Source organism: Thalassotalea fusca (assembly GCF_053485835.1).
The window spans coordinates 490,754-505,783 of record NZ_JBQRUN010000001.1 but is presented as its reverse complement, the minus strand read 5'-3'; the positions used below and the strand labels follow the sequence as shown (position 1 = coordinate 505,783).

Sequence of the window (15,030 nt, the reverse complement as noted above, 5' to 3'; positions counted from 1 at the left end):
GTAAATAGAGAGATAGAATGTAAAGTTCGAAACTAAGGAATAAACATGCACATTGTGATCGCTACAATGCAATTCGGGGAAGGTTATCACCAAGGAACTGAAAAATATATCAAAAACCTTAGCGATGAGTTAATTAATTCAGGACTTAAAGTAACTATATTAGCTGGTGACCCACTGTTATTTTTTCCGCACATAAATTTCAATTCTCCAATCAATTCATCTACTCCTCAGATTATCAAAATAAAAACACACGGTTGGCAAACCGTAATGGGGGGAGAGACGACTGAACATTGCCAGTTATTAAAAGAGCTATCGCCGGATGTTTTACATTTTGTTAATCCTGGCCATATTGGAATAAATATGATGAAGTCTGCCAGTGAATTGGGTATAAAAACTGTGTTAACCATAACGGACTTTTGGTGGTTGTGCCCCAAGAGTACACTAATGACACTTAATAAAAAATTATGCTCAGGCAATAAGGCTCCAACAGAATGTATCGATTGTATTGCTAATACGTCAAACTCATACAGTATTTTAAGGAAACTTCCTCTTGGCTCTCGTATTCTGGCAAGTGCCTTAAACATTCAACTGCATGCAAAGTCTTTATATGGCGACTGGAAAAATAGAAAACTTGTTATCCAAAAAGTATTTGACAAACTTGATCATATAATTTTTCTTTCGCGCACAGCTAAGCTGGCTATTTGCGATCAATATAAAGTAAAAAATTATTCGGTAATACCCGTAGGATTGAAGCAAGAATGGTTTAGAAACCTTCCCGCCAAATCGTCTAGAGCGAAAAAAGTTGGCTTCGCTGGTGCAATAGCACCGCACAAAGGACTTCATATCTTAGCTTCTGCTATTCAAGAGATAGATTACCCCGTCACACTTAATATAGCGGGTAGTGTAACGTCTCGAGAGTATGCTGATTTGATCAATCAATTGAACAAACGTCAACAAATTCAATGGCACGGTCAATTGTCAGAGGACGAAATGATAGCGTTCATTGACGATGTCGATCTAATGGTAGTACCCAGCTTATCTCCAGAAAACCAACCACAAGTAATTTTAGAGGCTCACGCGAGAAAAACACCAGTACTATGTTCTGATGTACCGGGCGCTATGGAGCTGGTGGACGACAAATTTACCTACCCAGCACAAAATCACCTCGCTCTAAAGAAAAAGCTGATTAAGGTATTAGATAATTTGTCAGAAAATGCTATTATCCCCCGCCCATCATCAACACTTGAGATGGCTAAAAGTACAACAGAGATATATAACGACGTAACAAGAGGTTCACTTTGTTCTTAGTTTCCAAGCATTATAGGGATATAATTTTTCAAAAGGCGAAAGTCCAGCTTAAATCAGAAGCCTCAAAAACCTATCTAAGCTTTTTATGGTGGGTTATTGAGCCTATTATTTTTATGGGTATCTACTATTTGGTTTTTGGCGTAATTTTGCAAAGAGGTACGGAAGACTTTGTTCCATTTTTGCTAATTGGACTTGTTACTTGGCGTTGGTTTTCAAACACTGTATCTAGTTGCAGTAACTCCATCAATGGCAGCCTATCGTTAATTAATCAAATTAATTTTCCCAAAGTTATACTCCCCAGTATTACACTTGTTGTAGTTGCCTTTAAATTCTTTATTATTTTTGCCTTATTGCTATGTTTTTTATGGTGGTATGGTTTTTCAATTTCCCAAGCATACTGGTATTTGCCTTTAATACTATTTGTTCAGCATTGCATTAATACGGCATGTGCAAACTTTATCGCCTTGCTCGTACCATTTATTCCAGATATTAAAGAGGTTATAAGACCCGTACTTCGCATTGCTTTTTATCTTTCAGGGGTTATATATGCGGTAGACAGGCTGCCAATTGAATATCAAGAATATTTCGAATACAACCCAATGTCTCAGGTAATTAAAACCTATAGAGACATTCTCATGTATTCATCACCACCAGATCTATTTGAACTGTTAAAGTTTTTATTTATTGCAGCAGGTGCTGTAGTCCTTTCCCATTTACTGTTAAGAAAGTTTGACCCTGTTTTTGCAAGGGTGTTAATACAACGATGAGCCAACCCGTAATAACATTAGAGAATGTAGGAGTCACCTACAAAAGTGGTATACCCATTTTTAAACAGCGCTTAGTTCACCAAGCACTGAAAGATATTTCATTTGAGTTATGCCACGGAGACTCTCTAGGCGTAATAGGTAAAAACGGTGTGGGAAAAAGTACATTGCTTAAATTACTTAATGGCACAATTCAACCCGACCAAGGAACAATAATAAATCATGGATTTAGTACCACATTACTCACGTTAAGTTTAGGCTTTGATGGTAGTGTATCAGGAAGAGATAATACATTTCTAAGTGGCATGCTCATGGGCCTTTCAAAAAATGAAGTAAAAAGTAAACTTAACGAAATCATTGAATTTTCTGAGTTAGGAAAGTTTATTGACGAACCTGTAAAAAACTATTCAACGGGCATGAAACAAAGGCTGGGGTTTGCCATCGCCATTCATGTAAAAACAGACATATTGTTAATTGATGAAACACTGTCCGTAGGTGACGCCAGTTTTAAGAAAAAATCGAAAAAAGTAATGGAAGACAAACTACTTTCAGGCGACACTATAGTATTAGTTAGCCATAGCCCCGGCACGATTAAGAAGCTATGCAATAAAGCGGTTTGGATTGAAGAAGGTGTTGTACAAATGACAGGAACGCCTGCTGAAGTCCTTAAAGAGTATGAAGCGTTAAATGGTTAGTTTAGTCAAGTGAGAATACTCATTTATGAACCATTAGCCGATATGGTTAAAGCCCCCTTTTTTAGTAATCTTGGCTCACAATTAGCAAGCGAAGGACACGATGTCATTATTGCATGTGAGCAAAGAGTTATTTACACATTACAAGGGCGACTAACTGAACAAGGCGTTATAAATTGTACTTCAACCATCTGTGCACACATAGCAAGCAATAAGAGCGTTCGCTACACCTGTTTTATGCCAAGTAAAAAGCTATATAAAAAGGTAACCCGACTAAACTTGGCAGAAAAACTCAACAATATAGCAAAGCAAAGAGTCAAGTTTTACACTCAGCTTTTCAATGAATTTGAGCCAGAATTAATTTATATTTGGAACGGACAAGCCGAACACCAGCAAGATTTTGTAGTGCTCGCAAAAAACCTAGGGTTTAGATTTAATTACCTAGAGTTAGGCTGGTTTCCACAAAAAAATCATTACTATATTGACCCTTGTGGCGTTAATGCGCGTAGCAGTATGGCTAAATCTATGTACACTGCATTAGCCCCAAACAAAAAAAGAGAACTTCACCAGTGGTTAGAAGGATACAGGGTCCCTAATAGGAACACTACAGAGATTAAAAATACGATACTTGTCCCCCTGCAAGTTGACAGCGATAGCAACATATCCAACCACTCTCCGTTTAAAACAATGAGGGAGTTTGTTTCTTACTTAGAAAACAACATTCCAATGCGTTACCAAGTCGTACTCCGACCACACCCAAAAGCAGACTATTCATATCAATTTGAAATTCAAAAACAAAACTTCAGCGTTGATAATACAACACCGCTAGTTCAACTTATTGCCAAATCTGAATTCGTTGTGGGTATAAACAGCACTGTTCTGCTTGAATCTTTAGTATATAACAAAAAGGTTGTTCCTTTAGGGCACGGAATACTAAAAAAAATGTCGCTCAAAGTGTCCAGAGGGGTTATTTCTGAATGGATAGCTAGAGGTCAAGTTGAAGGGCTTTTATACGAATTGGTATTCAATAAACAAATGCCATTTCAATTAAATATTATTCAAGCTTCCACAATACAGCAAAACAAGCGGATTCAGCTTTCAAAATTCAACTCCCTATTTATCAAAGTTTGTAGAGTTGGGAGAGCTATGATCTCTTTTTTTCAAAAACAATAGTTGGAGTTACAAATATGAACCTTGACGTGATCAACCAAATTCAGTCACCCCAGTTAAGCTACCTTTTCTAAATTGCCGCTGAGACTTTCATAATCATTTGGACTTTGGTATCCCAAGTACGAATGCAAGCGATAACTGTTGTACCATATGGTGATGTAATTCAAGATATCTTGCTTAGCATCATTGCGAGTTTCGTAGTTGCGCCATTGAACTCTTTCTTGCTTTAAACTGCCGAAAAAACTTTCTGCCACGGCATTGTCCCAACAACATCCTTTTTTGCTCATACTACCTGTAAAACCATGAGAACTGAGCAGTTTTCTGTATTGGTGGCTAGCATATTGAACGCCCTGATCTGAATGAACGATTAATCCAGCTTTGGGCTGTCGTTGCCAAATCGCCATCGTCAAGGCATCACAAACAAGCTGAGCCTTCATTCTGGAGCCCATGCTCCAGCCAACAACATTTCTTGAATTCAAGTCAATAACTACTGCTAAGTACAGCCAGCCTTCACTCGTCCAAACGTAGCTAATATCACTAACCCATGCTTGGTTTGGTTGTTCAACATCAAAATTCTGGTCAAGCTCATTTCGATACACTGGCTTATTATGAGCACTGTTGGTGGTGACCTTGTATTTTTTCTTGTACCGAACCCAAACACCAGCTTCATTCATAAGCTGTCTGGTTTTACGCCTACTCACTGGAAAACTTAACGCATTCAAGACCTTTTGAATGCGCCTTGAGCCATACGTATTGTCACTGAACTTGGCAATATCTTTTACCCAATCAAGCATTTCTTGATGGGTAGAATCGTCATCAGGTTTCTTTTTTAAACGCTTTTGATAACTGTAATAATTATTGCTTTTTACACCCAATATTCGGCACATCTGTGCCACTGGCCAGGTCTTCTTGTATTGGGTTATAAACGAATACTTTACTTCGTTTCTTTGGCAAAGAAGACCGTTTTTTTTAATATTTCACGTTCCATCTCTATGCGCTTGACTTGAGCTTTTAGCTTGCGGATCTCTTCTTGCTCAGGCGTCAGCTTTCCATTACCTCGAAAAGCCTGTCCATCATCATTCTCAGCTTCTTTTATCCAGCGGCCAAGTACCTGAGGGCTGATCCCTAAATTTCTTGCCGCTTCGGCTTGGGAATAATTCTGTTCCACCACTAATGCAACAGCATCAAGTTTGAACTCTTTCGAATATTTTTTACGTGTCGTCATTCTATTTCTCCAGTTAAGATTACTATCTCTTAACTGGGGTAGTCGAATCCATTAAACCACGTCACTTCACTGGGAAAATATAAAAAAGAAAACAACAAAGAAAAAAAAGTACAGGTATTAACGGGGGAAGTAGCCTACGTATTCTTCTTTCATAAAAACTATATAAAGAAAACACACCACTTTGCTTTTCTTCAATGATCTTTGTGGTAATCAAATATCCAGATAAAACAAAAAATACATCAACACCAATGAATCCACCGCTAATCCCTAGGATTGCAGCATGGAATAAAACTACAGGGATAATGGCTAAAGCCCTTAGCCCATCGATTTCACGTCTATATTCCATAAATAATTTAATCCTTTAGTACCCTATAAATATCAATCAAATGAATTTCATTAAGAAAAATTTGCAACCAATCTATAAAGCTAGCTCTTTAATATCACTACCAGCACCACTAAATTTAACAAACTTTAAGTCAGTTAATTAAAATCCTTTCTACAAAAAAACCTTCAGCTTTTTCAAAACCATTAGATGCGCCCCTTAAAGTTGCTAACGCTTGAACACACTCAAAGCTTCTGCTATGTGGAAACGCTCTCATCTCTTCACTGTATTGCTGCAAGGCTTTACATTTAAGGTCCCAGAAATTAGTAATGTTTACAATATACTGTGGCCTAAACGCACTGAGTGAAGGCGAATTCCATTCTGTACTTGAAAGTACTTCAAAAGATAAAACTTTATTAACGGAAGACCATGTTTGAGGGCGACATGCTGTCATTACGGCTTTATGCGTTATTTGGTGATCTACATTAAGATCATTTAAGAAATGCGTATACACCATTGATGGCGACACATTAGCGATAACTTTTTCAATTGCTTGAGCTACGTTTAATAAGGGGATAGAATCCATTTGGTTATCAGGAAAGTCAAGTTGTGTAAAATGCTTAACACCTAAGACTTCTAAGGCCGATTGCGCTGCACTTTTTCTCGTTACAGCCTCTATTTGATGTAAATGTTGAGTATCTCTTGATGAAACACCATTAGTCATAAAAACAACATGAACGTCATCACCATTAGCTATATGCTTTGCTATTGTGCCAGCACACCCTAACGCCTCATCATCAGAGTGCGCTGATACGACTAAAACAGATTCTTTCATGGTAATTTATCCAAATTTACAATATCGTTTACAAGTCGTTCTGTACGAGCCACAACTAAACCACCTTCTTTAACATAACTACCCGTCAGTGTTAAAGGTGAACCGTGCAAATCTGTAACTAAACCACCTAACTCCCCAATAATCACTAGTACAGGAGCAATATCCCAATCTCGAATAACAACGTCTTTAACGAATAAATCTGCGTGTTGCGCTGCTACCATGCATGACTTTAAGCCTAATGAACCACACTCAACATATTTATCGACATTCAATTGCTCACAAATCGTTTTAGCAATTCGTTTAGGTTCAGGGTAATTATCGATTAAATAAAGTCTGTTATTCTCAGTTAACTTCTCAAGTTGCTTACCATTTAAAAAGGAGCCATCTCCTTGTTGTGCAGACCAAAACATATCCATTGCTGGAGCATAAACAACACCGTATAAAGCCTTATCATTTTCTATATATGCTGCTTGGGTAACAAAACCATTAAATCCATCATACCAACTTGCAGTGCCATCAATTGGATCAATTAACCAATATTTTTCTGGGCGCTTTTCTGACGTGATATCTTCTTCTTCAGATAAAATAACCATACCGCCAAACACGTCAGCAATTAATTGGCAAATTAGCGTATGTGCTTTTTTATCAGCAACCGTTTTGAACTCTTTTGGCTCTAGTATTTCTCTTGTTGAATCCTGCGTTCGCCAACTTGAAATTTGATCGCCAATTGCTTTAAAACCCTGTTCAAAAAGAGGTATTTTTTCTTTGTTTAACATATTTTGCCTTTATACTTTTGAATCGCATCAAATAGAACAACCTCTGGATTTGCTTTCAATTCTTTTAATTTAGTCAACTCAAACTGGAACTCTGGATGAACCACGTCATAGCTAAATTTACCGTTAAACAATTGATTAACAATATCTACCAGCTTATTGATCGAATAAGCATCGCTATAACCTAAGTTTATAATGTCAAAACCGTTAAACCTATACTGTTTAATTATCTTAACTATACTTTGAGCTGCGTCTTCAACATCCATCGCCGCCCACAGCAGTGGTTTATCTGGTAGCGAAAGTTCAGCGCCTTGAGATGCTTTTTTTAGATTATTGTAGATTAATCCGCTTGCTCTACCATCACCAAACAACCCAGGAATTCTTATTGAAAGTGCATTTCGCTCACTACGCTTTAGACACAACTCACCTTGGTACTTGCTTTGTGCATAGGCGGATTCTGGGTAAGGAGATTCAGACTCTTTTTTTAAAGTTACTCCATTTGAACCATACACTGTCATCGAGGAAATATAAACAATGGGGCAATCTGTTGAATCTAATAAATTATCAATAAGTAAGATATTTTTTTCCGTTAGTGTTTCGCTTTCATACTCCAAAAGCGACTTTGGCACAAACGCCGCGCAGTGAATGATAAGTTCAGCGTTTAAATTAGATACCGTTTGCTTAACTTGGTTTAAGTCCGATAAATCACAATCTTGACGAGTTAAACCAATAACCTCAATCCCTTGTTTAGCCAACCTTGATACAATATGTGAACCCAAGAATCCTTGGGCTCCTGTAACCAAAACACGCATCGGTTAGATCATGCCCTGATCTATCCAATGATCTTTAGGAATATCAACCTTTGCAACAGAACCAACAACGTGAGCTTTTCTATATGGCTCAATACCAAAACCTGGGCGCTTAATAATCAGCATTTCCTCCGTAATTACATCACCAACTTTGATATCTTGATTAACGTGTAACGAGCGACGAGCTTTTAAATACATATCCTGCTCTTCAGCTCTTGGGCCTTTCTTTTCACCACCACCTATCGCTGATTCAACTTCACGAATTTTATCAACCATTACTTTCATCTCGTCAGGTTCCATCGCAAATGAATGGTCAGGACCTGGTAAGGTTCTATCTAAAGTGAAGTGCTTCTCAATAATGGATGCGCCCATAGCGACTGATGAAACAGGAATTAAATCCCCTAAAGTATGATCAGAGTAACCAACGACTACATCAAACATATCACGCATCCGCTCCATCGAGCGTAAGTTCGAAAGGTTACTTGGCGCTGGGTATAAAGATGTGCATTGAAATAGTACAATTTGCTCGTTACCTTCTTCGCGACAAACATCAACTGCACGTTGAATTTCCATCCAATCAGCCATACCCGTAGAAAGCAATACAGGCTTCCCTGTTTTAGCTATGTAACGAACAAGCTCCAAATCTGGTAAGTCAAAAGATGCAATTTTATGAGCAGGAACACCAACTTTTTCTAAGCTATCTACAGCTTCATAGTCACAAGGAGATGAGAAGAAATCTAAACCTTGACTTTCCGCGTATTCTTTTAATGGCTTTTGCCAATCACGCTCTAATTCTAACGTCTTAATTAAATCATGAACACTGTCGTAGCCTTTCAAATACTTTGGCATTTCTGAAAACTTTGAAACGTGTTTATCAGCCTTAAATGTTTGAAACTTTACTGCATCGACCCCTGCTTCAGCTGCAGCATCAATATGCTTAAGTGCTAGTGCATAATCTTGATTGTGGTTTGAGCCTACTTCAGCAATAATATAGGCCGGAGAGCCTTCTCCAAGAGTTTTATTTGCAATTCTAATTTTCATGTTATTCAATTTCCACGATATGATTTCGCCAATTTCTTCTTAAGGCATAGCTTTTTTCAGGGTAAAAAATAGTTAAGTCGCCACTTTGACCAAAGACGCTTTCAAATGGTTCGAAGCCTGCAGCAACAGATAAGCAAAATGTTGTAGATACTCGAGGGTTAATTTCAAAAGGCACTACATCACCATTTTCTGTCAAGATACACTGTAAATTGTAGATACCTATGGCCTCATACTGGCTTTGAAACTTTTTACAATACTCTTCTATTTCTTTTTGACGCTCAGCCATTGCTCTAATTGTTATGCCTCTTTTTTGCTCGATTCTTACTGGCACAATCGCTTTTAGTTGAGCATTCATATCAGCTGCTACTAATACAGTATATTCAGTTCCCTCGCCTAATTCCTGCGAAATAGTTGAACCTTGTTCTGTGCCAAAGAAAATCTTATATGCGTTAACTTCCTCAATAGATTTAACAACAGCAACACCTCTGGAACCTCGACCACTTCTTGGCTTTACAATTTGTGGAAAGCCAATCACTTTCGCGTCTTCAGACAAAACAGTTTTAGGGACAGACAAAGACTTTTCTTTCATTGAGCTAATACAATCATATTTGTCTAACATACACTCGATAAAATCTAGGTCTGGTAACAAAACTTTAGCACCTAAAGTTTCCCTTTCTTTAGCAATATAAGCTAACTCCTCGTCTACTCCTGGGACAAGTATATCAATTTCTAAATCGCTAATAATTTGTTTCAACTTCACTATGAAGCTTTCATCGTTGGCCATCGGGATCTCAACCCTATTCGAAATAGGAACAATAGGATCGATGCTTGATACGGCAGCATCCGCGAAAAAAAGTTCGTACTTTTCAGATAAACTTTTCCACAAGCTTTCTGTGCCAGCACCACCGCCACCGGTAAGTAATACTCTTGTTTTCATAAAGTCTCTATAAAATCTATTAAAGTTTGTTATTTCATTGTTAAAGATAATACATAGCAATCTTCGCCTTGAATCGTTTCCGTACTTTCTAATTCAAAATGCGCTTTACGGAAAGCTTTAAAACTAGCTGGGTTATTCAACTTAACAACGGCTTTTACTTCTGCTGCTGGAAACTCTGCAAACAATGCTTCACAACTTTTTACTAACATATTTGACGCATATCCTTTGCCTCTTTGTTCTGGCGCTAAATGTACATCAATCTCAAAATAGCGGCCTCGATTGTCAAATCTAACTTGACCGATTGGGTTATTATCAACTTTTGCGATAAAGATACACGTATCATTACTAGACAAACGGGATAAAAACCATTTTTCATGATCAGCGTAATCAATCTTTTTTTGTGAAAACGCCATCTCTCTAATTAGCGGATCATTAGCCCAATGAAACAGCATTTCACAATCATTTTCTGTTGCAACTCTTATATCCAATTACACACCTCTTCTGCCACCCTTAGAGCTCCTTGCCCATCACACACATTAACGCAACTTCTAACCATATCTAAATAATTATCTTGTTCAACTATCGATAATGTCTCAGCAGCCAAACTCGATAAATCGTTTTTAAAAATTACTTTAACAGCACCTGCCGATGCTAACTCTCTTGCTACTTTTTCCTGATTATCCGCTAAAACAAAAAGCATAGAAGGAAGGCCTAATGCACATCGCTCCCAGGCACTGGTACCTGCAGCTCCGAAACAAAGGTCATGTTCAATTAGCATATCTGCGACATCATCAACTCCTGTACGTAATGTTACATGATCGTATAAATTAGCTTGTTGCTGAATTTTATCTAGGTGAGGTGCATTTAATCCTAATACGATAGTTATTTTGTCAAAGATATCCAAACGAAGGGCTACGTCTAAAACTTTTCCCGAATAGTCATCAGGATCTGTTCCCCCCATCATAATCAATGCAGACTTTGTCTTTGATTCGTTGTATGAGAGTCGATGAGTCAGTGCCTTATTAGCGTTATCAAGAAATTCATCACGCAATAAGGTATATTCTGTTCCTAAAAGTAATTCGCATGAATCTGGAACTTTATCCTTATAAGATGACCTTTTCTGACCAAGCGTTTGATCTAACAAAACATCACAGAAATGATTTCTATTGGCTAAATCATCAATAACAAAAATGTGATTAGTGATATCTTTAATTGATTTATGCCATGCTTCATCTAACGCATAATGATCAACTATAATCCAATCTACAAACTCAATACCACTTAAGTTTAAAAGATCTTTAGTTTTAATTGCGTCAGCCTCTTGTGACGAACCAAGTTCTCTTCTTAACAAAGCTTCATGATTCATGTACTCACAAGGAATAACCAATACTTTAAAGCCTTGCTTTTCGATGACACTAATAATGTTTCCAGCAAATTTTTTACACACAAATACAACTTCAGCACCGTAACCTGTTAACTTACTCGCCAAAGTTAAACAACGCATAACATGTCCATTTGCAATTACAGTACCCGAATCAACTCGAATTATAACTTTCATTTTTACCAAGCAGTCCAACCACCATCAACCATTAAATTTGTTCCGTTTACATATAGTGAAGCCTGAGATGCCAAAAAAATAACAGGCCCCTTAATTTCTTCGGGTCTACCGATTCTATTTAATGGAACTTTTTCAGACAACATGTTAATAAATTCAGAATTACCTTTCTGAACTTCTTCTGCAGGAAATGGTCCTGGGCTAATACTATTGACTCTAATTCCTTCTTTTCCTAATTCACAAGCCATGTATTTAGTGAGTTGGATTAGTGCCGCTTTTGCAGCACCGTAAAAAGGGGGATTAACATGCTCAGGTTTTTTATACAAGCTTTGGTTTGGGCTAACAACTCCATACATAGATGCTATGTTGATTACAGCTGCATCGCCATACACTTGTTTAGCCGAACGTAAATGTCTCAATGCGCTCTGAGTAACTTTTTGTGCAGCCATTACTCCTATATGATAGCTATCTGCATAGTTCAAAATATCTGATGTTTCAAAATTTCCAACTTTACCTGCATAGGCATTATTTATCACTGCTGTAAAATCTTCTGCTGGTACGCTTTTAAAAAAAAGTTCAATTTCTTCAAAATTTTTGATATCAAATACTGCTGAAAATGCATTAAACCCCTTTGAAGTTAATTCATCAATCAGTTGAGAGACTTTCTTTTCATTTCTTCCATTTAAATAGACATTTGCCCCAGCTTCACATAGTGCATAAGCCATATTTTTACCTAAATAACCAGTAGCACCTGTAATTAGTACATTTTGCTCATTAAGACTATATAATTCTGATATACATCTGTTGGTCATTATTAATTCCAGTATGCGGGGTTAAGGGTATTTACACTAACATTAGGTCTAGTCTCATTAATAAATTTCAAGTCCTCAGCTGAAAACCCTTGTCGAGCACTTAGTTCAACATTTTCAGACACGTGACTTTCGGATTCAGCACCAACAACAATACCATCAACCCACTTTTGAGTATTTATATATGACCATAAAAGCTCTTTTTTAGTACACCGAAATCTTCCCTTCAACAAGTCAAACCAAGAAATTATAGATTCAGGTGAGGCGCAATTAGCTTTAGTCCAGAGCTCCCCTTCTGTTGAAAGTAGCAAACCTTGCAAATAAATACTTCTCACATGAATATTTAATTCACGTACTTTTTTAATAGCAAAGATTCGTTCTTTCAATGCAAACCAACGAGTATCAAGAATATTGAATGGTAGTTGAATATAAGAAATCCCTTCATAACTTAACGCCGCATCCAATTCTTGAGGTGATTGAACTGAGACTCCGATACTCTTAACAATTCCCAACTCTTTATAATTTTCTAAAATTTTTAATAATTGCCCTTTACAAGTATCTATGTGTTCAGCTCTATGAAGCATCAACACATCAACTGAATTTGTACGAAGTTTACAAAGTGATTGAAACAAACTTGATTCAACGTAAGCTTGAATATCTTGACGACTTTTCTTCATCCAATCTACATTATTAAAAGGACTCAACTTTGTGATAATTCTAAAACGCCCCTCCCAACCTTGAGAGTTTACATACCCAATCAGTTTCTCACTACCAGTATAGGCTCTTGCCGTATCAATGGTCGTAATACCACCTTCAACAGCTTTCTTAACAATCGCGACGGCGTCAGTCTTACTGGGCTTCCCCTTTATATTAGTGATACCATAATGCATACCTAACTGAGCACCACCTAAAATAATTTCTTTCTTTTTAGCCAAATAAGCACTACTTTGAGTTTTCCCTTTAAGAGCTGAAACTAAGTCTAACCAAGAAATTGACGGAGCTTTTTTAAATTGAGAAAAAAGTTCACAAATGTTCAGGTAGTCATCTAAACAATCAATTGTACACCTTAACGATTCTGCATTTAACTCAGAATAAAACTCGAAATAGCTTCTACCGCACTTTTTGATTATGTATGGTGTTACATGCTCTCGTTCAAAGTCGGTAGTCGCATTTTGATGAGCCTCTCTAATCAGTCTAAGTTTTGTAATTTCAGCGCTAACGCCATATGGAAGACCACTTCCTTTTCCTCCACATGCCATGTAATCAAGATTGTTATTAATAAACGCGTTTTCAAACTCGTCAAGTAAGCTCCCATCAGGAATAACATTGTCTGCAGTTAAACGAATAACATTAACTTCATCGTCATACGAAACTAAAGCGTCATTAACCCTTTTTAAAGTATTATCTAAATCACCACGAAAATATTTAATACCTTCTATATCAAGGACTCGGCATAATTCATCATCACTGCCTTCCTGTGATGTCACTACCATCACATCTTTTCCTGTGCTCATAGCTCTTCTTGCGCATAAAACCACAATAGGAATACCCATAATTGGCATTAGCACTTTGCCGGGTAAACGAGATGAATTAGTTCTAGCTTGAATAAAAACTATGGAGTTACTATGCACCCAAAACCTCTCTCAAAGTAGAAATTACTACTTCTTGTTGTTCGTCTGTCATGCCATGGAACATTGGGATTGAGATTGTTTCTAGATAGTAACGTTCAGATTCAGGGAAATCGCCGTCTTTAAACCCCATATTTTTATAATAAGGCTGTGTATGCACAGGAATATAGTGTAGATTCACACCAATACCGCGCTCTCTCAACTCGTCAAACACTTGTTTATGTGACTTGTTGATATCAGCTAAATTCAACCTAATCACGTATAAATGTAAACCTGAGTAGGTCTCAGGTAACTGATGCGGTAGCGTAATCGGTAAACCTGCAAGTTTTTCATAGTAACGATTTGCAAGTCGATGACGCGCTTCAACAAACTCGTTTAAGCGCTGCATTTGGCTAACGCCTAATGCAGCTTGTAGTTCTGTCATACGATAATTAAAACCCAAATCAATTTGTTGATAATACCAATCACCGTGGGATTCTTCGGTCATCAGCTCACTATCTCTTGTGATGCCATGACTGCGCAACAGTAACATTTTTTGCGCTAACTCTGCATTGTTCGTTAATGCCGCTCCGCCTTCTGCGGTTGTTACTATTTTCACTGGATGAAAACTAAACACCGTGATATCTGAATAGCGACAATTACCAATAGGCTCGCCGTGATACTTACCGCCAATTGCATGGGAAGCATCTTCAATGACTGCAAAACCATATTCATCTGCCAGTGATTTAATTGCCTTCATATCACAAGGTTGACCACATAAATGTACAGCGACGATCACCTTAGGTAGACAATCATCTAATTTGGCAATTTCAAGCTTCTCTCTAAGCTTAACAGGACATAGATTATATGTTGCTTCGTCAATATCTATAAAATCAACTTGTGCACCACAATATAGGCCACAGTTTGCCGATGCGACAAAAGTTACAGGAGAGGTCCACAACCAATCGCCAGAGCCGAGCCCTAAAGCCAAACAAGCGATGTGTAATGCAGACGTTGCACTATTGACTGCCAAAGCAAACTCTGCCCCAGTATAATCAGTAAGCGCTTTTTCAAACATTGGAACTTGAGGGCCTTGGGTTAAAAAATCAGATTTTAAAACACTAACTACTGAATCAATATCAACTTGCGTTATTTCTTGTCTACCGTACGGAATCATAGCTAG

The 15,030-nt window shown here is 37.5% G+C and carries 15 protein-coding genes and 1 pseudogene; 4 read left to right on the top strand and 12 right to left on the bottom strand.

The features are described 5' to 3' along the window. The first annotated feature begins 45 nt into the window (after nt 1-45). Genes ACSLUK_RS02225 through ACSLUK_RS02210 form a run of 4 tightly spaced genes read left to right on the top strand, consistent with a single transcriptional unit; the run spans nt 46 to nt 3,937 of the window. A complete protein-coding gene (locus ACSLUK_RS02225; RefSeq protein ID WP_448546866.1) occupies nt 46-1,308 on the top strand; it encodes a glycosyltransferase in 1,263 nt (420 codons plus the stop codon). Then, nucleotides 1,299-2,075: an ABC transporter permease gene (locus tag ACSLUK_RS02220; protein WP_448546865.1), complete on the top strand. Its 777-nt coding sequence runs from the start codon at nt 1,299-1,301 to the stop codon at nt 2,073-2,075. Before ACSLUK_RS02225 ends, ACSLUK_RS02220 begins: the two co-directional genes overlap by 10 nt. Next, nucleotides 2,072-2,767, top strand: a complete 696-nt coding sequence (locus tag ACSLUK_RS02215; RefSeq protein ID WP_448546864.1) for an ABC transporter ATP-binding protein — start codon at nt 2,072-2,074, stop codon at nt 2,765-2,767. Before ACSLUK_RS02220 ends, ACSLUK_RS02215 begins: the two co-directional genes overlap by 4 nt. 9 nt (nt 2,768-2,776) lie before the next feature. Further along, on the top strand, nt 2,777-3,937 hold the full coding sequence (locus tag ACSLUK_RS02210) for a capsular polysaccharide export protein, LipB/KpsS family (RefSeq protein WP_448546863.1): 1,161 nt from the start codon (nt 2,777-2,779) through the stop codon (nt 3,935-3,937). A 53-nt stretch (nt 3,938-3,990) separates the two neighbouring features. Here the strand turns inward: ACSLUK_RS02210 and ACSLUK_RS02205 are convergent. The 12 genes and pseudogenes from ACSLUK_RS02205 to pseC form a co-directional block, all read right to left on the bottom strand. Next, nucleotides 3,991-5,159, bottom strand: a pseudogene (locus tag ACSLUK_RS02205) (IS3 family transposase). A gap of 61 nt (nt 5,160-5,220) precedes the next feature. Then, nucleotides 5,221-5,505, bottom strand: coding sequence for an acyltransferase family protein (locus tag ACSLUK_RS02200; protein WP_448546862.1), 285 nt, complete (start codon nt 5,503-5,505; stop codon nt 5,221-5,223). A gap of 130 nt (nt 5,506-5,635) precedes the next feature. Then, the gene (locus ACSLUK_RS02195) at nt 5,636-6,316 is read right to left on the bottom strand and encodes a PIG-L deacetylase family protein (protein WP_448546861.1); all 681 of its coding nucleotides are present in this window, start codon (nt 6,314-6,316) and stop codon (nt 5,636-5,638) included. Next, complete coding sequence (locus ACSLUK_RS02190; protein ID WP_448546860.1) at nt 6,313-7,092, bottom strand: inositol monophosphatase family protein; 780 nt, start codon at nt 7,090-7,092, stop codon at nt 6,313-6,315. Before ACSLUK_RS02190 ends, ACSLUK_RS02195 begins: the two co-directional genes overlap by 4 nt. Then, nucleotides 7,086-7,901, bottom strand: coding sequence for an NAD-dependent epimerase/dehydratase family protein (locus ACSLUK_RS02185; RefSeq protein ID WP_448546859.1), 816 nt, complete (start codon nt 7,899-7,901; stop codon nt 7,086-7,088). Before ACSLUK_RS02185 ends, ACSLUK_RS02190 begins: the two co-directional genes overlap by 7 nt. A 3-nt stretch (nt 7,902-7,904) precedes the next feature. Next, nucleotides 7,905-8,939 carry an N-acetylneuraminate synthase family protein gene (locus ACSLUK_RS02180; protein WP_448546858.1) on the bottom strand — a complete coding sequence of 345 codons (1,035 nt, stop codon included), beginning with the start codon at nt 8,937-8,939 and terminating at the stop codon, nt 7,905-7,907. Nucleotide 8,940: 1 nt separating this feature from the next. Beyond that, entirely contained in the window at nt 8,941-9,876 is a 936-nt protein-coding gene (locus tag ACSLUK_RS02175; protein ID WP_448546857.1) for an ATP-grasp domain-containing protein, read from the bottom strand. Nucleotides 9,877-9,905: 29 nt separating this feature from the next. Continuing rightward, nucleotides 9,906-10,364 (bottom strand): GNAT family N-acetyltransferase, encoded by a 459-nt coding sequence (locus tag ACSLUK_RS02170; protein WP_448546856.1) that lies wholly within the window; start codon nt 10,362-10,364, stop codon nt 9,906-9,908. Then, nucleotides 10,355-11,434, bottom strand: a complete 1,080-nt coding sequence (pseG, locus tag ACSLUK_RS02165; RefSeq protein ID WP_448546855.1) for a UDP-2,4-diacetamido-2,4,6-trideoxy-beta-L-altropyranose hydrolase — start codon at nt 11,432-11,434, stop codon at nt 10,355-10,357. Before pseG ends, ACSLUK_RS02170 begins: the two co-directional genes overlap by 10 nt. A 2-nt stretch (nt 11,435-11,436) precedes the next feature. After that, complete coding sequence (locus tag ACSLUK_RS02160) at nt 11,437-12,243, bottom strand: SDR family NAD(P)-dependent oxidoreductase (RefSeq protein WP_448546854.1); 807 nt, start codon at nt 12,241-12,243, stop codon at nt 11,437-11,439. 2 nt (nt 12,244-12,245) lie between these two features. Next, nucleotides 12,246-13,871 (bottom strand): aldo/keto reductase, encoded by a 1,626-nt coding sequence (locus ACSLUK_RS02155; RefSeq protein WP_448546853.1) that lies wholly within the window; start codon nt 13,869-13,871, stop codon nt 12,246-12,248. Beyond that, on the bottom strand, nt 13,864-15,024 hold the full coding sequence (gene pseC, locus ACSLUK_RS02150) for a UDP-4-amino-4,6-dideoxy-N-acetyl-beta-L-altrosamine transaminase (protein ID WP_448546852.1): 1,161 nt from the start codon (nt 15,022-15,024) through the stop codon (nt 13,864-13,866). The genes ACSLUK_RS02155 and pseC overlap by 8 nt, the downstream gene beginning before the upstream one ends. Between the last annotated feature and the right edge of the window lie 6 nt (nt 15,025-15,030).